Annotated in this window: 25 protein-coding genes; 6 read left to right on the forward strand and 19 right to left on the reverse strand. The window is 40.9% G+C overall.

Translation table 11 applies throughout. The features are described 5' to 3' along the window. Positions 1–82: 82 nt before the first annotated feature. From QZT69_RS18230 to QZT69_RS18255, 6 genes are all read right to left on the reverse strand, one after another. On the reverse strand, positions 83–3,058 hold the full coding sequence (locus QZT69_RS18230) for a TonB-dependent receptor (RefSeq protein ID WP_294679828.1): 2,976 nt from the start codon (positions 3,056–3,058) through the stop codon (positions 83–85). Between the two features lie 171 nt (positions 3,059–3,229). Beyond that, the gene (locus QZT69_RS18235; protein WP_294679836.1) at positions 3,230–3,673 is read right to left on the reverse strand and encodes a hypothetical protein; all 444 of its coding nucleotides are present in this window, start codon (positions 3,671–3,673) and stop codon (positions 3,230–3,232) included. A gap of 81 nt (positions 3,674–3,754) precedes the next feature. Beyond that, positions 3,755–4,864: a glycosyltransferase family 4 protein gene (locus tag QZT69_RS18240; protein ID WP_294679844.1), complete on the reverse strand. Its 1,110-nt coding sequence runs from the start codon at positions 4,862–4,864 to the stop codon at positions 3,755–3,757. Positions 4,865–4,918: 54 nt separating this feature from the next. Then, the gene (locus tag QZT69_RS18245; RefSeq protein ID WP_294679851.1) at positions 4,919–6,205 is read right to left on the reverse strand and encodes a serine hydrolase; all 1,287 of its coding nucleotides are present in this window, start codon (positions 6,203–6,205) and stop codon (positions 4,919–4,921) included. Between the two features lie 89 nt (positions 6,206–6,294). Beyond that, complete coding sequence (locus tag QZT69_RS18250) at positions 6,295–7,434, reverse strand: cysteine desulfurase family protein (RefSeq protein WP_294679858.1); 1,140 nt, start codon at positions 7,432–7,434, stop codon at positions 6,295–6,297. 46 nt (positions 7,435–7,480) lie between these two features. Continuing rightward, on the reverse strand, positions 7,481–7,990 hold the full coding sequence (locus tag QZT69_RS18255; protein ID WP_294679865.1) for a YdeI/OmpD-associated family protein: 510 nt from the start codon (positions 7,988–7,990) through the stop codon (positions 7,481–7,483). Positions 7,991–8,109: 119 nt separating this feature from the next. Between QZT69_RS18255 and QZT69_RS18260 the strand changes: the two genes are divergently transcribed. Then, entirely contained in the window at positions 8,110–8,517 is a 408-nt protein-coding gene (locus QZT69_RS18260) for a GxxExxY protein (RefSeq protein ID WP_294679873.1), read from the forward strand. A 75-nt stretch (positions 8,518–8,592) separates the two neighbouring features. On the opposite strand, the gene QZT69_RS18265 is transcribed toward QZT69_RS18260, so the two are convergent. From QZT69_RS18265 to QZT69_RS18320, 12 genes are all read right to left on the reverse strand, one after another. Beyond that, positions 8,593–9,714 carry a vWA domain-containing protein gene (locus tag QZT69_RS18265; protein WP_294679881.1) on the reverse strand — a complete coding sequence of 374 codons (1,122 nt, stop codon included), beginning with the start codon at positions 9,712–9,714 and terminating at the stop codon, positions 8,593–8,595. A gap of 41 nt (positions 9,715–9,755) precedes the next feature. Further along, positions 9,756–9,992 (reverse strand): DUF2798 domain-containing protein, encoded by a 237-nt coding sequence (locus QZT69_RS18270; protein ID WP_294679888.1) that lies wholly within the window; start codon positions 9,990–9,992, stop codon positions 9,756–9,758. Between the two features lie 27 nt (positions 9,993–10,019). Next, on the reverse strand, positions 10,020–10,718 hold the full coding sequence (locus QZT69_RS18275) for a thioredoxin domain-containing protein (RefSeq protein ID WP_294679893.1): 699 nt from the start codon (positions 10,716–10,718) through the stop codon (positions 10,020–10,022). A gap of 5 nt (positions 10,719–10,723) precedes the next feature. Continuing rightward, on the reverse strand, positions 10,724–10,966 hold the full coding sequence (locus QZT69_RS18280; RefSeq protein ID WP_294679898.1) for a hypothetical protein: 243 nt from the start codon (positions 10,964–10,966) through the stop codon (positions 10,724–10,726). Between the two features lie 86 nt (positions 10,967–11,052). Continuing rightward, entirely contained in the window at positions 11,053–11,370 is a 318-nt protein-coding gene (locus QZT69_RS18285) for a rhodanese-like domain-containing protein (protein WP_294679905.1), read from the reverse strand. Next, entirely contained in the window at positions 11,367–11,651 is a 285-nt protein-coding gene (locus QZT69_RS18290) for a rhodanese-like domain-containing protein (RefSeq protein WP_294679913.1), read from the reverse strand. The genes QZT69_RS18285 and QZT69_RS18290 overlap by 4 nt, the downstream gene beginning before the upstream one ends. Before the next feature lie 159 nt (positions 11,652–11,810). Next, complete coding sequence (locus QZT69_RS18295; protein ID WP_294679921.1) at positions 11,811–12,275, reverse strand: hypothetical protein; 465 nt, start codon at positions 12,273–12,275, stop codon at positions 11,811–11,813. A gap of 41 nt (positions 12,276–12,316) precedes the next feature. Next, positions 12,317–13,249 carry a hypothetical protein gene (locus tag QZT69_RS18300; RefSeq protein WP_294679929.1) on the reverse strand — a complete coding sequence of 311 codons (933 nt, stop codon included), beginning with the start codon at positions 13,247–13,249 and terminating at the stop codon, positions 12,317–12,319. 76 nt (positions 13,250–13,325) lie between these two features. After that, positions 13,326–13,715: a hypothetical protein gene (locus tag QZT69_RS18305; RefSeq protein ID WP_294679934.1), complete on the reverse strand. Its 390-nt coding sequence runs from the start codon at positions 13,713–13,715 to the stop codon at positions 13,326–13,328. Further along, complete coding sequence (locus QZT69_RS18310; protein ID WP_294679940.1) at positions 13,708–14,367, reverse strand: hypothetical protein; 660 nt, start codon at positions 14,365–14,367, stop codon at positions 13,708–13,710. The genes QZT69_RS18305 and QZT69_RS18310 overlap by 8 nt, the downstream gene beginning before the upstream one ends. Before the next feature lie 8 nt (positions 14,368–14,375). Beyond that, a complete protein-coding gene (locus QZT69_RS18315; RefSeq protein ID WP_294679947.1) occupies positions 14,376–14,831 on the reverse strand; it encodes an SRPBCC domain-containing protein in 456 nt (151 codons plus the stop codon). Between the two features lie 13 nt (positions 14,832–14,844). After that, positions 14,845–15,330, reverse strand: a complete 486-nt coding sequence (locus QZT69_RS18320; RefSeq protein ID WP_294679950.1) for a nuclear transport factor 2 family protein — start codon at positions 15,328–15,330, stop codon at positions 14,845–14,847. Positions 15,331–15,472: 142 nt separating this feature from the next. Here QZT69_RS18320 and QZT69_RS18325 point away from each other — a divergent pair, with 142 nt between their 5' ends. Both QZT69_RS18325 and QZT69_RS18330 read left to right on the forward strand, forming a co-directional pair. Beyond that, positions 15,473–16,567, forward strand: a complete 1,095-nt coding sequence (locus QZT69_RS18325; protein ID WP_294679953.1) for a DNA replication/repair protein RecF — start codon at positions 15,473–15,475, stop codon at positions 16,565–16,567. Continuing rightward, on the forward strand, positions 16,564–16,875 hold the full coding sequence (locus QZT69_RS18330; RefSeq protein WP_294679958.1) for a DUF721 domain-containing protein: 312 nt from the start codon (positions 16,564–16,566) through the stop codon (positions 16,873–16,875). The genes QZT69_RS18325 and QZT69_RS18330 overlap by 4 nt, the downstream gene beginning before the upstream one ends. Before the next feature lie 312 nt (positions 16,876–17,187). On the opposite strand, the gene QZT69_RS18335 is transcribed toward QZT69_RS18330, so the two are convergent. Continuing rightward, entirely contained in the window at positions 17,188–17,448 is a 261-nt protein-coding gene (locus QZT69_RS18335) for a hypothetical protein (protein WP_294679960.1), read from the reverse strand. A gap of 311 nt (positions 17,449–17,759) precedes the next feature. On the opposite strand from QZT69_RS18335, the gene panB reads away from it, so the two are divergent. From panB to QZT69_RS18350, 3 genes are read left to right on the forward strand one after another with little or no spacing between them, the layout of a single operon-like run. Next, positions 17,760–18,575, forward strand: coding sequence for a 3-methyl-2-oxobutanoate hydroxymethyltransferase (gene panB, locus QZT69_RS18340; RefSeq protein WP_294679962.1), 816 nt, complete (start codon positions 17,760–17,762; stop codon positions 18,573–18,575). A gap of 3 nt (positions 18,576–18,578) precedes the next feature. Then, the gene (locus QZT69_RS18345; protein WP_294679967.1) at positions 18,579–19,295 is read left to right on the forward strand and encodes an RluA family pseudouridine synthase; all 717 of its coding nucleotides are present in this window, start codon (positions 18,579–18,581) and stop codon (positions 19,293–19,295) included. Between the two features lie 42 nt (positions 19,296–19,337). Next, positions 19,338–21,485: a hypothetical protein gene (locus tag QZT69_RS18350; protein WP_294679971.1), complete on the forward strand. Its 2,148-nt coding sequence runs from the start codon at positions 19,338–19,340 to the stop codon at positions 21,483–21,485. Positions 21,486–21,494 lie beyond the last annotated feature (9 nt).

The following is a 21,494-nucleotide window of genomic DNA, read 5'->3' on the forward strand; positions in this document are numbered from 1 at the left end:
TTTTCGGCACTACTGGAAACCATTAAAAAAGAAAAGCCATCAGTCAGCTGACTGATGGCCTCTCAGGCGTTTTGACTATTTTTTACAATCTGAAACTGATAGAAGCACTGAATGTTCTTCCGAAGTTTGTTTTCCAAACTCGTTGGTCAATGTCTTTATCAAAACCTTTTGCATTGTTCTTATCTCCTATAAAAATGGTGTTGAAGAATCCGTTTAACCCATTCGCTTCGGATCTGGCAGTGAAGTTATTCTGATAGAAGATCTGATCTTGTGCCAGGATATTTTGAATATTTAATTTGAATTGTGCACGTCCTTTCCAGAACCCTTTAGTGATTTGAAGATCAAGGAATGTTCTTCCCTGTTCCCATAAATCCGGTTCGTTCACGTTTCCAACAATGTAAATACGCTGTCCCACACGGTTCACATTCAAAGCTACTCCCCATTGGTTACGTGTATTGTCATAACGTATACCTGCATTGAAGACATAAGGCGACTGCCCCTGAAGCGGTCTGGAATCAGCTACACTTCCCGCAACACCTGAAACATCCACCTGAGAACGAATGATTGATAAATTGGAGTAAACCGTTAAATCATCAAATAAAGAAGAGGTGTCCATCCCAAAGATTGTTGATATCAATGATCTTGCCTCCAGTTCTAATCCGTAATTCGTTGCTGAAGGAACATTTTGGAAGGAAATTTCTCCTACTACGTCCGGACGCGATTTTTGCTCGATCGGATTAATGAAGTTTTTGTAGAAAATAGTTGCTGAGAACAATTGACCTCTTCCCGGGAATGTTTCATACCTCAAATCCAGGTTGTGGATCAAAGCACGTTTCAGAGAATCGTTCCCGGAAACAACGAAGTTAGTAGTGAAATCATAGAATGCAAACGGAGCCAATTCTCGGTATTCAGGTCTGTTCAAAGTTTGAGAGTAGCTCAAACGAACATTGGTACGTTTATTGGCTTCAAATATGGCGTTGATGGAAGGAAGTACATCCAGTTTTTTGGTGCTGATCTTTAATTCGGAAAGGTCATCTTTTAATGATGTCAGTTCTTGTTGGAAATATTCAGCACGAACTCCATAAATGAATCGGAATCGTTTACCAAATCGGTTGTCTAATTGCAGATATGCAGCATTTAAGACAGATTGGGCATCGTATTGATCGGAAGGTTTTGTTCCGTCTGTTAGTTTGAATCCTCCTTTTCCTGGATTTCCGTTAGCTGCAGGCTCAATCAGTCCCATGTTTTGAGCAGCGAAAATCTCGTCTTCAGGAAGGTATAATAAGCTTTCATCAAACTGAACATTTCCTCCGCTCACGCCATACTTTGTATATCCCAATTGGCGCGCAGCAAATTTACGGTTACGCACCTGGTTGTAAACTCCAATTTTAAATTCACTTTTGAATTTTCCGAAAAGATCCGTCGCATAAGCTAAATCCAAACGGCTGTTAACGGAACTTTCTTTGTTTTCAGAGAAGAACATTCCACCGCCATAAGCCGGACCAACACTGGATGTGGAAATATTTGCAGAATACATGGTATCTCTCGAATCAGGATTGGATGGATCGATAAATGTCTTGTTTCGGGAATATACCGAACGGCTTAGGTTTGGAATAGAACGGTTTACGTTACTGTAACCTGCCAACCAGTTTACTTTGAATCCCTTTGCTCTCAATCCGTGCTGTCCTTCAAGCTGTCCGGAATAAACCCGGTCTGAAGTAAACCAGCGCGCATTCGAACGGATAAGGATCGGATTTGATTCCATTGCATTTGTAGCACCTGTTCTATTGATTAATTTATCGGAGGAATTAATGCTGTAGATATTTTTGAAGCTGATGGTATTACGCTCATTGATCTTGAATGCAAAATTCGCCAATGCACCAGCCAGTAAGTTCGTTACATTGTTTTTATCCAGGTAATCATTTTCCATTTGTGTTGACTGAGATGAGTTCGGGTCAGTACTATTCAGGTAACTGTTTCGAACCGTCTCATTATAGCTGAAGCTTCTGCTGTATGTCAAGGCCGCAATCATTCCGAATTCACGTTTACCGAATTTTTTGTTGAAACCTCCGGATGCCTGAAGACTTAAGTTTGGAAGGAATTTACCTTCGGTTGTTCCCCAATTCGTAGATACTTGCTGAGCGACCTTTGCCTGTTCATGAATATTTAACGGGTACTGTCCGAACGGCGCAACAGCAGCTGGAATTTTTCTGGAACCGTCATCAATTCCTAACCAGTCCATTTTTCCTCCTTTATAAGAAGTGCGGTCTTTGAATGTTGTAATGGTATTGTAACCGCCTCCGACCTGGAAGGAGAAAAAGTTCTTTTCAGGAATGCTTTTAGTATTGATCTGGATCAAACCACCTGCAAATTCTGCGGGCTGTTCCGGTGTTGCAGATTTTGTGATTGTTAAATTATCAAGCATGTTCGAAGGGAACATATCGAATGAGAATGCTTTTCTGTCGCTTTCAGAACTTGGAAGCGGAGAACCGTTCAGGAAAGCTGCATTGTATCGGTCATTCAAACCGCGAATAACCGCAAATTTATTGTCCTGGATACTCGCACCACTCACCATTTTCAAAACATCACTGGTGTTGCTAGCCGTAGAACGCTGAATAGACTGGCTCGACATGACGTCGCCTACGCTGATCGCATTCTTTTGTGCCAAAACAACCCCCTGGTCAGTATCCGTGATCCTTTTTGCAGAAACGACAATTTCACCGATGGAAGTACTGTCCTCAGCCGGTGGTGACATAACTACATCAATGGTGGTAATTTCTCCTGATTTAACCTGGATACCATTTACAATTTGAGTGGGCATTCCGGCGTACAATACTTTGACAGTATATGTTCCGTTTTCCAATTTGTCGAAATTGTAAATACCTTCGATGTCTGACAGGATTCGTTTTGTTTTTTCAACCAATTCTACCTGGGCAGAAGGAAGCCCTTCTCCGGTTTCAGAATCGATTACTTTTCCTTGAATTACTCCGGTGTTTTTGTCTTGCGAGAATGCAAAACCTGCAACTAATAAGGTAACAACGGAAAGAAATATCTTCATAGCTTTAATTTTGCCACAAAGGAACTACTATAACGTTATTCTAAATTAAGAGCAAAATTATTGCATTGTGAGGCTTGTGTGAATAAATTATGAAGTCACTTAATATTTAATTAACATTAAGCTAAAAGGTTTTGGCAGCACTCAAAAATAGCTTTTCCCTTCGGATTACACTTAATAAATTTCTTCTACGATGAATTGCTGGTTATTGAACAAAACACTTTCTCCTTTCTTTTTGTGAAGCAATAACTGTCCAAGTGGAGCACCCAATCCAATGCCTATTACATTCTTCCCTTCGAAAGCACTGTTTCCAATTGGAATTCCAATTAGGAATATCCCTTTATTGGTTTGGATTACAGCTCCCAATTGCACCTGATTTGCCTGATCTGCAGATTGATTGTCGACTAAGCTCTTTAAACGCTGCTGTTCGTTTAATTGTGTGTTGAGCTTGACTAATTCCTGCTGGGCCATTTCACGCGACGTTTCGAATTTGTCCCCGGCCGAACTTTTGCTGTCCTCGGCAATTCCTTTTTGAAGATCTGCAATATCTTCCTGTAAAGAAGTTATTTTCTCAGAAATAGTAGTTGATATATGCCGGAAGAATGCTTTTTTGTCCATAGAGAGGGTTCAAGGGGTTCAAAAGTTTAAAATGTTCAAAGATAGTTTCTTTTAACTTTTTGAACGATCGAACATCTTGAACTATTCATAGATAATGAAGTGTTTATTAAACAATTCGATTAATTGCTTACGGACGCTTTCCTTTGAAAATTGCATCCCGAAAGCACGCATCAATTCTTTGTCGAACTGGAATTTCCCGTTCATCATATCTAAAATAGCGTGTTTCAGGTCGGCAATATTGTTGTGATCTATTTTGATACCCAATGCATCGGTCATATTCGCTGCAATTCCCACCGGGGTTGAAATGACCGGAGTTCCGGTTAACCAGGCTTCGGCAAGTACAATGCTGAATGTTTCGTACTCGGAGGTGAGGATCAACGCATCGTGTTCCTTTAATAATCTACTGACTTCGTCCCATTCACAAGGTCCGGTGAAAGTAATCGCTTCCCGGCAGCTGTTTAGTTTTGCCCACCTTTCCCACTCATCGGTATCCTGATCGGAAACAACTGTCAAGCTGACCTTTTTCCCCGATTCCAGGTATGCATTTAAGAATCCGTCAAAAAGAAAGGCTGGATTTTTGGTGTTTTTATCCAGTGTGGAAATATGAATGAACTTCGTGCGCTTCTCCGGATTGTTATCTCTTAAAGTAAAGATTTCCTCATCTACAAAATTGGGGATTACCTGGATTTTGGTAGTAGGGAAGAGCGGCTTCATATCACTTCTCAATACATTGGATACAGCAACGATTTCACTGGTATGCCTGCTTCCTCGTTTAATCAACTGCTGATGAAGCGAAATAAAACTTTTTACCAGTTTCTTATGGTAGTACGAACCATGTTCCATAACAATTAAAGGAACGTGGAAATAGTTCTGTACACGTGCAAACTGCATGGCTCTGGGAAGAAAAACATGTGCAAAAATCAAATCAATGTGGTCCAGCATCAGCAATCCTTTTCGTAAGGCTTTTCGCTGAAGCCACCAATGAATGAAACGGTTTTTCGAAATATGATGATAAATACGAATGATACGCAGGTTGCCGTTCTGCTGGTCATCGACCTCGATAGAACTGCAGTTTTTATCTCCCATCGTATGCAATACAGTCACTTCATAAGTGTCGGAAAGCAAGTGTGCAAAGCGTTCTACGAAATTTCCTGCGTATGGATCTATGCGTGTAGGAAACCAAGAACTCATGATGAGTATATGTCTTTTCGTGCCTGACATAGGCTAAATTTACTGCATTTTTCACTAATTGCGTATGACGCGGAAAGTTTTTGCGTGTTTTTCTTTACGAATTGTGAGAAAATAAACTCCGGATTGTAAATTTTTCAACGAAATTTCGTTTCCAAGTTGTTGAAACGGAACGGATTGCCCCAGCTGGTTTTTTAGTTCCATTTTTTCGTCTCCCTGAAGTTCGGAAATGCGGATTAATTCATTGGTCGGATTTGGAGAGATTTGGATCGCTTCCAATGATTGATTTTCGAGACTTGCAACACACCCCAAACGATTCATATACTGCCAGATCGTATCATTGTACTGGGTCCCGACCAAACTGTTTCCCATAGTACTTCCCATACGCACCAACACCAAACCTTCAGATGGTACAACATTAATGATCTGTCCGTTCTTTCCTTCTGCGGCGTACATGTCAGCTGGCGCATTGGGACATAATTCTCCCGGGAAAACAAACTGTGATTGAGGAATCATGAAAGAGGATTTTCCGTTTAACCAGGTCAAATAACCGTAAGAATTGTTGAGCGTTTGACTGCTGTTGCGCATTTCGTTTAGGTAAGTTACGTCCGGAAGAACCGCTGTTCCGTTCCAATAACCGTCTTGTGAAAGTAATAGTCCGAACCGCGCCATGCCGCGCGCTCTTGAAGCGAATACGTTGTTGTATCCCACCTGGATGTATAAACCGGTTAATCCTATTTTGGAAGAGATTTTTTGGTTGACCCATGCGTTGAGCGTCATTCCTGTAGCGGATTCGATGACGGTATCAAGCAAGGTATACGGACCATTGTGGTACGCCCAGCGTGTTCCGGGGTCTGCTTTGTAAATCAGGCATGCCGGATCTGTGCAGTGAATATCGGCAACACCATCGTCCAAACCGGTTGTCATTGTTAACTGGTGTTTGATCGTTATCGCATTTTCCTGGGGCAGGGTCAGACTTGTCCAGCCTGATCCCAAATAATCACTGGTTGCATCGTCAATATCCAGGAATCCCTCATGCTGGGCAATTCCTACTGCGTAGGCCGTGAGTGTTTTACCGGCCGAATTCCAAACGTAAAAACTATCTGCGGTAAAGGTCCCGAAATATTTTTCCAGGACTATTTTTCCATCTTTTAAGACGATGAATGCTTTTGAATCGGAGTTTTCCAGCCAATCGTACATCATATCGATTGAATCCTGGCACCAGCCCAGTGTTGCGGGATCGGTTGTTGACCAGGTATTTCCTGTTAAAGGAGGAAAATAAGTTTGCGCTCTCAGGCTTGAGAATCCGATGATAGAAAGGAAGCAGATCAAAAGTAGTTTCATGCTGTAGTTGTTATCTTGTATTGCTAAGATAACCAAAGACTTCAAAGGTTTAAAATTCTTTGAAAACTATTTTCTTTCAGCAGCCCGGACTAAACCAATACTTTTTCATAGATTGCCTCCAATTGTTCAATGGCAAAATCTATTTCTTCTTTGGTTGTATATCTGGAAAAAGAGAAACGCGCATTCGGGCGGGAATTATCAGCCCGGATTCCTTCCAATACGTGAGAACCTTTAGCGGCACCGGAAGAGCAGGCAGAACCTCCTGAACAGGCAACACCTTTCAGATCGAGTGTAAATAACAGCATTCCGGATTTTTCTGTTGGAGGCAGGCACACATTCAGAACCGTATACAAGCTTTTTTCAGGAGCAATTTCTCCGTGGAAACTTACATCGGAAAGGGTGGATCTCAAACGGTCAATCATATAGGTTTTCAATCCCTGGACATGATTTTGATGTTCTTCCAGGTGGCTGTAGGCCAATTCGATTGCTTTTGCAAGGCCAACAATCCCGTAAACATTTTCAGTTCCACCTCGTAATCCTCTTTCCTGGGCACCTCCGTGGATCAAAACATCCGTCTTGATACGTTTGTTTGCGTATAAGAATCCAATTCCCTTTGGTCCGTGGAATTTATGTGCGGCACAGGTAACAAAATCAATTCCTAAAGCATTCAGGTCAAAGGCATAATGGCCCATTGTCTGAACAGTGTCTGTATGAAAGTAGGCGTTGTATTTTTTACAAAGTACGCTCACTTTTTCAATAGGGGTCAATGTCCCGATCTCATTATTGGCGTGCATTAAGGAAACCAAAGTTGGTTTTTCATCCTGCAGATAGGTTTCCAGTTCGTTGAGGTCGATATTTCCTTTTGAGTCTACTTTCAACCAACAGGCTTCAATGTTTTCGCGTTCCGCCAAATGTTCAATCGTATGACACACTGCATGGTGTTCAATGGTCGTTGAAATAATGCGTTTTACTCCCAGCTGGAAAACAGCAGTATTTAATGCTATATTATCTGCTTCGGTCCCTCCGGAAGTGAAGATCAGCTCGTTCGGAGAACAGTTTAACTGCTTGGCGATCGAACGGCGTGAAGTTTCAATCAATGCTTTGGTCTGTCGACCATAGAAATGCGTGGAAGAAGGATTTCCGAATTCGTTTTGTAAAACAGGGATCATTGCTTCGGCAACTTCTTTTGCAAGAGGCGTAGTTGCAGCATTGTCTAAATATACTCGCATTGACTTTTTTTATTGCAAATTTAATAGAATCAAGGGAAGAAAGGAACTAATCTTTGCCAAGAAGGAACCGAAATGTCTCTTTTCCTTGGGGAGCTAAAAGCAGATTCGAAAGGAGCAGGTGCGTACGTTCCAGTCTTTTTTCGGCTGATTTTGCGGTAGAAACATGGTTCAGGATATAGCGTTTCATTGCAGGAGTCAATGCATCGAAACGGTCTTTTGATTCCGGTACCTGTATCCAGTATTCTTCGATTTCTTCGGCAACAGGTACTCCGAATTCCGAATCGTCTTTTTCCAGTTGTACCTGCACGAAATCGCCCAAAGTCTTGCCAAGCTTTTTCAAACGGTCCTTTTGAACGGTAATGAGGCCGCTTCCATTGCCGAGAGCCAGAATTCCCGCCTGCCATCGGATTTTGGAGTCGAGGATAATGATCAGCCGCTGATTGAAATCTCCTTTTTCTTTTCTACCGGGAAGCTGCGCCAGGATATCCGGTGTGATCTCAACGAACCAGTAATTCAGGTAATCGAGTGCTTTGATGTCGGTTTCAAATTCAATCATGAAGTATTCTTGGAAGCATAAAGATAATAAAACCATATAGGAACATAGGGCACATAGAAAGACTTAAGATATTGTGGATTTTTTTGTTATCTTAAAGATATAATCATTATTCTATTTCTATGACAAAGTCTTATTTAGATCAATTGACTTACGACATCATTGGAGCCGCTATTAAGGTGCATAGTCAGCTAGGTCCTGGTTTACTCGAAAGTATTTATCATAAGTGCATGAAGATCGAATTGGCAGAAAGAGGTATTTCCTTTAAGACCGAAATGACTGTTCCTATATTTTACAATGGCCAAGAATTGGAAACAGTACTACGGTGTGATTTATACGTTGAAAATTCAGTCGTAGTTGAATTGAAAGCTGCAAAGGCAATTGAACCAATATTTGAAGCACAGCTCTTAACTTACATGAAGCTTTTGGATTCACCCAAAGGTATTCTTTTAAACTTTAATTCTACTAACATCTTTCGGGAAGGCCAAAAGACATTCGTTAATGAGAAATACAGAGTTCTTCATGATTAATTATAATTTAACTATGTGGCCTATGTTCCTTTGTGGTAAAGAAAAGCCCTCAATATTACTTGAAGGCTCTTCCTCTTATTCAACCGTGAATCCTGTTTTTTGAGCGGTAGCAACTAACGATTCAATGATTGCTGATCCAAGATCTTTTTTTGCATTGGATTCGTTGATCTTTTTCGTTTCCTCTGCGATGTATTCTTCCCGTTTCTTCGAAAGTTCTCCTATCTTATTTTGGTATTTGGTCCGTTCGGTTTTCTTATTTTCAATATACTTCAATTGTTCTTCTTTGGATTTCCCTTTCAGTTCTTCCGGAAGATCTTCTTTGCGTAAACTGTCCAGGTTCACATTTCCCTGCTCCAAACCATCCACTAAATCCCAGTTGGCATTTTTGTAGTTCGATTTGGATTTTGCTTCTGCGCGCTCGCTCATTACCGCATAACCTTTGGAACTCGCATTGTTGTCTTCTTCAGCTTGTTTACTAGCGCGGTAGGCACCTTCTCGTCCATATCCGATATAGGTCTTATTCAGGGAATCATTGATGGAGATAATTTCTTTGTCGTAAGGAGTATCGATGTGTCTGATTTCATCGTCTGAATTGATATTGAAATAGGAACCCTGTGTTTGAAGAGCTCCGTCGTACCAGAATTCTTTGACTCCCTGGTCATAAGGTCCGCAGTAGATCGTGTTGACGATAATGTCTTTGGTTGCTGCGATTTTCAGGATCTTTTTGTAATCGATAGGTCCCTGGTTGAAAGGTTCGTTCCCGGCGATGTAGATTAAACGTAAATCACCTGGCTTGGCTGACCAAAGCAGATCATTGATGGAAGATTCGATAACAGCAGCGCAGTATTCTGTTCCGCCATTGGTTTTAAGTGAGAAAAGCTGTCCGGAAATGGAATCCAGGTCTGAAATCAGGTCCGTGCGTTTGCGGATCCAATTCGGAACGGTAATTTCGTCGTTTCCATAGTCGTAAAGTGCAATTTCTAACTGGGGAGTTTTCCCTTTATCCGACATTTTGGATGCCATATTGACAATTTTCCAGATGGTAGATTTGGCTTGTTCGATCAAACCATCCATACTTCCGGAGGTGTCAAAAAGGATCGCAATCTGGATTTTTCGGGCTTCATCACTTGGATGGAGCAGCTGAGCAAAAGAGAATGAACTGATGCAAAGAAGTAAACTTACAAGGGATGTTTTCATGGCTTTTGTTTTTTACCATTACACCCCGCTTTAAAAAAGGTTCATTTTTCTTTTTTGGAGTTTGAGACGAGCTTCTCAGTTAATTTTCTCGCGTTCGGTATAATAATGAATGCGGCACCATAAGCAATCGGAAACATAATACTCCATGATTTTAGCAATAGTAAAAACCAGTCTTTACCGAAGCCATAGTTACGGATTGTTCCTGCAAAAGCCATGATGAATGTCATTGGAAAAACAACAAGCAGGGTGTTGATCAACTTGAAAGAATGCTTTTTCACAGTTCCGGATGAGGTAGCAGATAAAAATTATTCCAATGCTTTCAAAACCGTTTCTTTTTCAATGAATCCGGTATTGGTCCACGTCATTTTTCTGTTTTTATAAACTTGTAATACCGGGATTGCGCTTATTCCTAATTTCTGACACAGTTCCTGATTTTCCTCTACATTGATTCGAATGAGTGTGAGGGTATTTTTTTGCTCTTTTGAAATGTCATTCAGGTAAGGCTCCATTTTTTTGCAGGGAATACACCAATCGGCATAAAAATCGATCAAAATAGTTTTATCCGAATTCAAAAGGGACTGGAAATCTTGTTCGCTCATACCCGTTGAAGAAACCTGATCGTTCGTCGTTTCAGGCAGGTTTTCATTTCTCCACTTCATCATTCCGCCCTCCAACTCGTACACTTCACTGAATCCGTCAGCCCGCATTTTTGAAGCTGCGGCAGCGCTTCGTCCTCCGCTCAGGCAATAAACGAATACAGGTTTGGATTTGTCGAGTGTTTTGATTTGCGCTTCAAATTGCGAACCGTTCCAATCGTAATTTACGGCATTTTGCAAGTGCCCGCTTGAAAATTCCTCAGCGGTTCTTACATCGATAACCGGTGCTTCCGGAAGTGCTTTTAGTTTCTCGGCAAATGCTTTTGCAGAAAGAGAATTTTGTGTTTGACTGTGGGAGCAACTCATTAACAGAAGAGTTACAAGTGCTATGGAAAAAAGTTGTTTCATGAAATTTAAATTTTCGGGTTCATTTTATCAGTCTGTTCGGTAGCCGGCTTATTATCGATACTGCAGTTTCCATTATAACAATTTCCGGAAGCACATCCGAATGAAAATAATCCCATGGAAGCAAAATAGCTGCCAAATAAAATTCCCGGCCACTGCTGGTTCAAAATAGACTGAATGATGACCACACTTCCTAAAATCAGGAATAAGGCTCTGCTGAGTGTCCAGTTTTTTAAAATACGTTCTTTCATTTCATTGAAAAAAAGGAATGGATTTCATCGGATTGAATGTTGTAGTTGGAATCCGTCCGACAAAATCCATTTCGAATAAAGATAATTTACCTGATTTTTTGTTGCAATCCGTACCAGCCGCCACCGTTGTACACCTGGGTGTATCCTTTTGATTTCAGGATGTTTTTAGCTGAAGCACTTCGCATACCACTTGCGCAGCAGGTAATAACAGGCTTGTTTTTATCTTTGAGTTTATCGAGGTTGTTCGCCAGTGTATCTACACTGATATTGACCGATCCCCGGATGTGTCCGCCGGCGTATTCTCCTTTGCTGCGCACATCTAAGATGATGGCTCCGTCTTTTACGAGTTGGGCGAAATCCGTTTTAGGCCCGATACCGAATAACTGTTTGATCGCGTTCATCATAGCGCTTGTGTTTGAAAATAATTAACATCCAGCCAAGAACCGCCATTGTAGCATTCGATCCCCATTTGAGACAGGAATTGAGTGGCTTGTCCGCTTCTTCCGCCGGAAGCACAACAAAGAACCAAAGGTTGCTTTAATTGCTTGATTTCTTCTAACCTTTCGGTAATTTCCTGTACCGGGATGTTGATGGATTCTGCAACATGTCCTCCTCTGAATTCTGCTACTGTTCTTACGTCTACGATCGTACCCGCATTTTCTTTGATAATTTGTTCTACGCTCATCTGCATGTGTTTTTGTTACTGAACTTATTCCTTGTTCCACCCATGAAAGGTGCTTTCACAAGTGAATTTCACTATGCAAAGTTGCAAGCTTATTCCGGAAGCCACAGTAACATTTGTTACACGCGCTTTCTTTTTTGAAAAGAAGGTGTAACGTCTTTTCTAGTTGGTCTTTAAAAGTTGTTTGCGCTGAGTACGCAGTTCTGTCAGCAATGGCTCCAATTGCGGGCCTTCTTTATTGAATTCGATTGTGACACGTTTTGTTCCATCGGTTGTTTTAATTTCGATGTATTCCGAACCGCCGTCAGCACAATCCGGACAGCCATAGCTTTCATCCAGTTTTTCGAAGGTATTCCAGTCGATTTTATCAGCAATGCTTTTCCATTGATCTGCCGAAATGTCAAACTTTTCAGTTTTCACAGGATTCCTTGCAGAGTCGACACTCGATTCAAAATACATGATCTGATCCTGGGAAAATACCACTTCTTTCCGGCAGTATCCGCGGCAATGCCCAAAGTTGGTTCCGTGCGTGATGCTGATGATTGCATTGTCTGAAGCAGCCGGTTTGCTGGTATTACAGCCTAAAAGTACAGAAGCAGAAACAGCAATAAAAAGAAGAATTTTCATGACTTGGATTTTATGTGAAGTTAGCAAGAATTTTGCCAGTGTTATTTTAATTTCATAGTACTTGAGAAAGTAACAAAGTCTTTTAGATCGCTATCGTCTTCAGCATGAGTAATTCCACAAAAAACAATACTGATATCATCTTTTATAAATGCTAAATAGTAAACGGTCACTTTTTTTCGTTTGAAATAACCTTTCACTATTTTTTCATACCCTTTGAATCCATTGATTGTTTTTTCGGTTGAAGATACAATTCCTGTCTGGATGAAAGAGTTTTGTTTTAAACCATTGATCATTGATTCAATGAGAGTTTCATAAGTGCTGTTTGCTTCCGCGGGTAATTGAGTAATCATTACGGTTGGAGAAAATGTGTCTTCGCTTTTTACTCCATCCACAGAATAGGCATAAATGTTTGCCGCGTATTCTTGAAACTTATATTTTGTGGATGATTCATCAATGCTAAAGTATGCAGTTTCAAAAGGATCAATCTTTACGGAAGTATCATAATAGGCTGATAGTATGCATTCTTTGACTTGTTTTTCCATTTCCTTGTCATCAGGATAAAACGCGGACAGCATCATTGCTGAAAAAGTAGAATCTCCAAAAGTAAGCTGATAACTATTTAAAAGGTTTGTTCCCCTCAGGTATATATATTTAGCAGGATAGTTATCGAATTGGAATTCAGAGTAGTCGTACACTTTCATTCCCGCGGCCTCAAAATTTTCCCTGTTTATGGAACGAGCATTGGAATAAAAACTGCCGCCAACTAAATCGAAAATTTGAATGTATGCATCATCACCTTTGCGCAATCCAAGAAAACCTTTGGCAATAGTGAATCCTTTCGGCGGAATCAGAAATACTCGGGTGCCCGGAATACGGATATGCTGGTTGGTCTTTTCGTTAATAATTTCTGTTTGCTGTCCAAAGCAAGTAATTGCTAAAGAAGTCAGAATGTATGTGAGGAATAATTTAGTCATGATTGAGAAATGTTTTTTATCCTTCAATTCTTTCCAAAAGCCTTTTTGCGAGGTATTGGTTCGTCTTCAGGAGTAACTATCTGTTTTTCGAATTCAAATAAGTAAAATAAGCTTTAAAAGACTTTGAGAAATAAAGATTGTAAGCCCCAAGTCCATAGATAATAATCATAACCAGAATAGGAATCTTTCCTGCAACTGGAAAGGGGATGAACAGTAGGATCAACCCACTGAGTATTGCCAGCAAGAACAAAACAAGCAGCGTGATTCTCGCCCAGTTTTTTCCCTGGAACAAGAAATAAAGCAGTGCCAGTGTGAGCACAAACCGCACGATTTGTTGAAAGAACTTTTTCGGATTTATCGAATCCTGGGGAATGTGGTAAAATGCAATAACGAACATGGAAATAAGAATGATACTGATCGAGATAGCAATCGTTTGGCTTCTGCCTTGTCGGGCTAATTCATTCATGGTGGATGCGATTTTTTATAAAGATAGCTGATTCATTTTTATTGGCTGTTGGTTCAAATTGGAATTGAATTTTTCGATGCGTCCTCACATCCTTGTAATAATACGCATCACTCATGAAATAATCCCATTGTTTGGAGTTCAGTGTATGGTAAATGGTTGGATATATTTTTGGGAATTGACCGGGATTCAGTTTGATTTCTTTCCAGTGGTAATGCCTCGACCACTCATAATAATCCATATAAGTAAATAGCCCGAAATTCAGTGTCTCACTCTTCCTCGTGAGGAAATAACCATTCGGAGCACAGGTTCCTTCATATCCGTTTTTCTCCATGACTTTCAATTGCTCATTCAGTGAAAACTTATCGTATTTTTCGAATAAGGATTCCAAACTGTCTTTTCCGTTTCTGCGGCATTTCAAATAGAAATAAGCGGGTTGTTTGTCACTGATCTGAACCTGAAAAATAGTGTCATGGTATAGAAATAAAACATAATGAATCGTTGGAGAATTCATATAGACTTCATTTCCTAATCCGATTTCATCACCATTACTTACAAAGCAAATAGCCTGATAATCCTCACTTAAAACTTTTGGCTCATGCTTACAAGATATCAAAGCAAGTATTAAAAATGGTATGATAAAAATGAATTTCATATTTCTTTTCAATTTTCAATTCTCCATTTGATAATTTGCAAGGTTCCATTCCAATAAAACTCCAAATGCTTATAAATCTCAAATGTCGGAAAGTTAGTTGCTTCAACCCGCAGTTCTGTTCCGCCAGCTTTGGGAATTAAACAGAAAGAAATCGTGGTATAATTCTTCGTTTCATCCTCCAGACCGGATAAAGAACTCAAATAGGCATAGCTGAAAACGCTTTCCGGATCGAGCTGCAGGATGGTTCCCCGGTTCTCGAACTGCTCATGGTGAAATCCTTTGATTGCAAAAGAACTTCCTGTTTTCCAATCGCTGATAATGTCGATTTTCATTTCTTCGTCGCCCATCCATCCTTTCATGAAAGCAGGAACGGTCAAATAAGCCCAAACTTCTGAAGAATTGGCAGCAATCAGGATACGCTTTTCGATCCGCTGAGGGAAATTCGGTAATTCGGATTTCGGCATTCTTAACCAGGAATTAGTGCTGGTGATCGTAACTCAATCCCGACTTCAATTTCCATTTCCCGTCTTCGATGATCCATACATGTGTAAACTTTGCGGTACTGGCATATTGTTCTGCTTTTCCTTCCATTTTCTCATAAAAGCGGTGTTCTCCATACTGAATTGCTCCGTAAAGTTCGCCCTGGTTGTAAAGTGGGAAAACAAGTGTTTTTTCAGTAAGCAGTTCTCTTCGCGACTGGTAGGTTTCCGGAGACTTGCACAGACCGTTCTTCAAATCAGTCAGGAATTTTTTGCGGTCGGAGATTCCCGATTTGTCGTGAAAAAACTCAAAGTTTGTGCTCAATAGCTTTTCAAACTGCGAAATATCACAGGTATTGAAACCAATGTTGAACAGCAGGCTGTCTTTTTCCAGAATGGTTTTGTGCAAGACGGAATTCGGTTCAACCTGTGCGAAAGAAAAACAACTGATTGTAAGCCAGCAAAAAAGGAATAGGTTTTTCATTCTTCTGAAATTGGAGTTTCATTTGGAAAATTACGAATATTAATTCCGAATTCAGTAGGGCCGAAAAATTTTTCGACCCTGCGTCATACAATTCACGATCAGCAATTCGGGATTCGTCATTCGGAATTCGTAATTTTGCAGGATGTTCGTCGAATCCCTTTCATTAGTCAATTTCCGCAATCACAGCGAAGCTGAATTCCAGTTCGAATCCGGTGTGAATTGCATTGTGGGGAAGAACGGCTCGGGAAAAACGAATGTGCTCGACGCGGTTCATTATTTGAGCATGTGCCGTTCTTATTTAAATCCCATCGACCGCCAGAATATCCGCTTCAATGAGCAGTTTTTTGTGATCCAGGGATGCTGGATGAAAGACGAACAGCCCTTTAATCTGTATTGCGGGGTAAAATCGGGTTCCAAAAAGGTTTTCAAGAAAAATAAAAAGGAATACGACCGGTTGGCGGACCACATCGGGCATTTCCCGGTTGTTATGATCTCACCTTACGATACGGACTTAATTTCCGAAGGAAGCGAAGTGCGCAGGAAATGGATGGATGGGATCATTTCGCAGTTCGACCATGAGTATTTGAATGATCTGCAACGCTATAATAAAGTGCTCGATCAGCGAAATGCTTTGTTGAAACTGCAATTCGAAAACGGTTTCTTCGAGCGGGAATCTATCGAGATATGGGACGAGCAATTGATCCGCTACGGAACAGCAATTCACCATAAGCGCGTAACATTTATTGAAGCATTCATTCCTTTGTTCCAGCATTATTACAAGTGGATTTCGCAGGAACAGGAGGCAGTTTCTTTGAATTACGAATCCAAATTGACCGAAACGGATTTCAGGACTTTGCTGCAGCAGGCTTATCCGAAAGACATGCGGGTCCATTATACCTCTGTTGGAATTCATAAAGACGATATTACCTTCCTGTTGGAAGGATTGCCTATCAAGCGTTTCGGTTCCCAGGGACAACAGAAAAGTTTCCTCATCGCTTTGCGTTTGGCCCAGTTCGACTGGTTGAAAGAACGCCTCAAACAGACTCCGATTCTTTTATTGGACGATATTTTCGATAAGCTGGACAATCTTCGTGTAGCGCAATTGATGGAATTGGTTTCCAAAAACACCTTCGGGCAGGTTTTAGTAACAGATACCGACGAGAACCGCGTTTCTGCTATTTTTGATACGATACAGGTAAAACCGAATATGATCATTTTTAATTCCGAATTAGTATGAGCGAATGGGACGAACGTAAAAGATCGGGGAATGCCCAGCCGATGAAAGAATTGGTGGACAAACTCATGAGTGCTTACCAATTGCAGGGAAAAATGACCGAAATGGAAGTTTTGAGCAAGTGGGAAGAAATGATGGGAAAAGCCGTTGCCAGCAGGACAACCAACCTTCAGATCCGCCATAGAGTTTTGATCGTTGCCCTGAATTCTTCCGTTATGCGCGATGAACTGCTGCATGGAAAACAGATCATTATCCAGCGGGTAAATGAAACCGCCGGTAAGCAGATCATACACGATGTGTGGTTCGAGTGATAATCTCATTAACTCCGGCTTACTTTATTTTCTTTGGATTGTTTCTATTATCCCAAAACAAAAGTAATTCAATTCTCTTTTGCTTTTGATACGATAAAACAAAGTACTGTGCGGATGAATAACAGCTTTTCTTGCTTGTTTCGGCTTCTTGCATTCTGGAAAACCTTTTGGAAAAGTATTTATCGATTGGATAGTTTGGATAACCTGATTTATGAATTCCAATTCTTCTTTAGAGGTAAAATGAGTTCGAATATGCAAACGAATGATTCCCAGAGTTTTTTTGATCGGGCACTCCAGATAATTTGCATGGGATTAAATCTTTAAACCAGGGAATTCTTTCCTAAACTGCTCCAACATCTCTTCATGAGGCGTGCCAGGATCTGAACCATTATCGAGTTCTTCCATAGCTAATTGAACTTCTTTCACGACATAATCCGGAATATCTTCTTCCAGGACGTTCGATTTTTGAATCTTAAGACTACGCGCATATTCCAACATTTTAGCCACAAAAGTTTTATCTTCTGACTCTATGATCATCTGAACTAAATGTAATTTGTTGTCTGCCGTACTCATAAAATCAAAGATAAGAAGAAAAATAGTTGTGATTACAAACCCAAAACCCTGAAAACCAATTTTAACAGCTTTCGATATAAATAAGGGATAGTGCTGTTTTAGATGTATTTTGGCAACCGAACAAATCACTCTCAAAATTTACGAATAGATATCTGTCTATTTTGCCCGGAGTATGTTTCATGGTTTGCCATTTGGCAAACTGGCAAATTTGCATGAGGTATGAAGAAACGATCGCTAATCCACAATTCCAATGCGTAATTCGGTATTCGTAATTCGGAATTACTTAACTTTGTTAGCTAAATTAATCGCTCATGTCTGTGCATAAAAATGTAAAACGCGTTACTACGAATGTTTTACAAGAAATGAAGAATTCCGGGACGAAGATTTCCATGCTGACCGGCTACGACTTTTCCATGGCCCGAATCATTGATTCAGCCGGAATTGATGTTATTTTGGTAGGAGATTCCGCTTCCAATGTCATGGCCGGACATGAAACGACGCTTCCCATTACTTTAGACCAAATGATTTACCATGCCGGGTCCGTTGTTCGCGCAGTCGAAAGAGCATTGGTAGTGGTGGATATGCCTTTTGGTTCTTACCAGGGAAATTCCAAAGAAGCGCTGTCGAATGCGATCCGTATTATGAAAGAATCCGGTGGACATGCCGTGAAACTGGAAGGCGGGATTGAGATCATAGAATCCATTAAACGGATTCTCACGGCCGGAATTCCGGTGATGGGACATTTGGGATTGACCCCGCAATCCATTTATAAGTTCGGAACATACGTAGTTCGTGCCAAAGAAGAAAACGAGGCTCAGCGCCTGATTGAAGATGCGAAAGCATTGGAAGAAGCCGGTTGTTTTGCCATTGTATTGGAGAAAATACCTGCGGCATTGGCAGAAAAAGTAGCGAAATCCGTTTCTGTACCGATTATTGGTATCGGAGCAGGAAATGGGGTGGACGGACAAGTGTTGGTTGTTCACGACATGCTCGGGATCAACAACGAATTCTCTCCGCGCTTCCTGCGCAAGTACGCCAATCTCTACGATATCATGACGGAAGCTGTCAAGAACTACATAGATGACGTGCGCAGCGGTGATTTCCCGAACCAAAACGAACAATATTAGTAGATGGAGCAAATCCGCCCGGAAGATGTACTGTATGAGGATAACCATTTGATGGTGGTGAATAAGCACGCAGGAGAAAATGTGCAGGGAGATATTTCAGGGGATTTCCCGCTGGTGGAAAAAGTCCGGGAATACATCCGTCATAAATTTGAAAAGCCCGGAAATGTTTTTTGTGGTTTGATCCACCGTTTGGACCGGCCTGTTTCGGGGGCAATTACCTTTGCACGTACAAGTAAGGCTTTGACACGAATGAATAAGCTTTTTGCCGAGAAACATCCGCGAAAGATCTATTGGGCGGTCGTAGAAAAAGCACCGAAAGAGAAATCAGGTTATTTGGTTCACCACCTGGTGCGTAACGAAAAGCAAAATAAAACTTACAGCTATAATGAGGCGCGTAAGGATTCGAAAGAAGCACGACTGAAATACCGGCTTTTGCTCAGTTCCGACAATTACACCTTATTGGAAGTAGAATTAGAAACGGGCAGACATCACCAGATTCGGGCACAGTTGTCCGCAATCGGATGTATTATTAAGGGCGATCTGAAATACGGTGCGAAACGCTCCAATCCTGATGGCTCTATCTATTTGCATTCCAGGGAGTTGGAATTTGAACATCCTACAACGAAAGAAACAGTAAAAATAACAGCGCCCGTGCCAAAAGATAAGTTGTGGCAATGGTTTGAAGAATCCGTAAAACGGACGATAAATGACAAGCGTTAACACGGTCATCAACTAGAAATTACAAATAAACTCTTCTACATAATGAAATTAGTTCCGGTCTTTCTGCTCTTCACTTCCTTTCTGTTTGCCCAAACAAAATTTTACTATTACCCGGTTGCAACATCTTTGGGAGATCACCATATTATGGCTATTGAAGAAGATGCATTCGGGCGTTTGATAGTGGGAACTGATAAAGGTGTTTTTAGCTTCAACGGGTTCCAGTCAAAACAGATTGCTTCTTCTAAATTGTATTCCCAGGACATTATTCAGCTTTTGAAATTGAAGAATAAACTGGTCGGTTTAACCAAAACAGGGCAATTGTTTGAGATCAAAGGAGAAAAAGTCTTGCCAGTGCCTTTGCCACAGGTTAAAAGCCAGATTTTGAAGCTGGAAAACACGAAAGAAGGGAATTTGAGGTTGCTTTGTCCGGATGCCGTTTATTCCTTTAAGCCAAATCCGTTTACCTTCATTTCAAAAACGGAAATTCCGTTCTTTGAAAAAGGAAAATCGGAGCTGATCGATTATGTGGAGAACGATAAAGGACGTTTTGCGCTGCTTTCAAGCAACGAATTGATTGATGTGAATGAACAGACAGCGCGTACTTTACCCGGAATGACCGGAAGATGGCTGATCAATCAGGATAATAAAGTGATCATTTTTCCTGTAAAACCGAATTCAGCCATTTCGCTGCAGTATATCAATAAGCGTTTTAAGAACCTGAATAAATTAATTGGTGCTTTCAATCATTCCATCCAAAAAGTGGTGCACATTGATGAAAAAGTATACCTGCTTTCAGAAACGGGGATGATTGTGTTGAAAGCCGGCGATATGCGCGTGAAATCCATTATTGTGGGACTGCATGTAACGGCTGTTTTTAAGGATAGGAACAGCAATATCTGGCTCGGAACAAAGTCGAAAGGCCTGTATTGTATCCCGGCAGGATCTTACAAATTGGTAAATTCAACGGAATTCAACTTTCTTGACCTGTACAAGGATGGAATTGTGGCACGCAGTAATTCCGGGGAAATGATGGTCCTGAATAAATTTGGACGCAAAGTGCGAAATGTGGTTCAAAAAGAAGGGACCACTCAGAAAAATTGGAAGCCAGGGGGAGCATTCTCCGTGCCTCTGATCCTGGGAGACGAGTTTGTGAAAGAACTTATTCCACTTCAAAATGAGGATTTCCTGATTGTTTCTTCCAAAGGATTATTCACAATACAAGCGAAAACAGAAAAAGAATTACGTGAAAAACTCGTAAAAGGCAAGGAGCGACAGGTGATTTTGGAAAGCCCGGTGAAATTATTTCAGCAGTCGGATACGAATGAAGTGCTGTTCTCCAACCTGGAAGGATTGTTTACACTCAATCTGAGCACCCTGGAATACCGTTCGATCCGTTATTTCAATGAAATTATCGACCCTTCGGAAATTCTTTTTCACAAGAATTGCTGGTATGTTCTGAGTGCTGCTAATAAGATTTTTACGATTAAAAACGGGAAAGTAGCCCACGAAGTGAACTTCCGTGAGAACGGGAGTAATCTGTTGGTTTCCAAACTAAAAATTTTCAATGATCAATTCTATATCCTTTCGGATAAAACACTTTACCGAACGAAGAAGCTCACTGGTAATCTGGAGCGATTGGAAGAACTTTCCCGCATGAATAACTTGTTCTTAAGGGATTTTGTAGTTCTCGACGACAAAGTCTATGTTGCTACTCAATTCGGCTTGTTTGCATTCAAATGGGAAAAGATGAAAACAGACTTTCCATCTTTTATTCTGGGAAAACCGAGCGGGGATCACCAGGAGGAAAACGGAAATAAGTTTGAAGCTGCAAATACGGAGGTAACAATTCCATATGAATTGGTAGAATTAATGGGGAACCACCCGTATGAATTGCAATACCGTTTGATCCGGAATGGGGAAAATGATCAAATTCATTGGTCGAATACTTCCCTTGGTCTGACCAAACTTACCTTCGAGCATTTGAGTTCAGGTTCTTATTCATTGGAACTGCGATTGTTTGATCCCGGGACCGGCCGCTACTCCGATCCGGAAAGCACTCGTTTTAAAATTCGGGCTTCCTGGTATGAAGATACATTGATTTGGTTCATAGCAGGTATTTTAGTTGGCTTCTTCGGCCTGCTTTATTTGAAACGCAGAAAACGTCTGAAAAAACTCGAACTCAACAAGTAATCCCAAAAC

The organism is uncultured Fluviicola sp. (genome assembly GCF_902168135.1).
GTDB lineage: Bacteria > Bacteroidota > Bacteroidia > Flavobacteriales_D > Crocinitomicaceae > Fluviicola.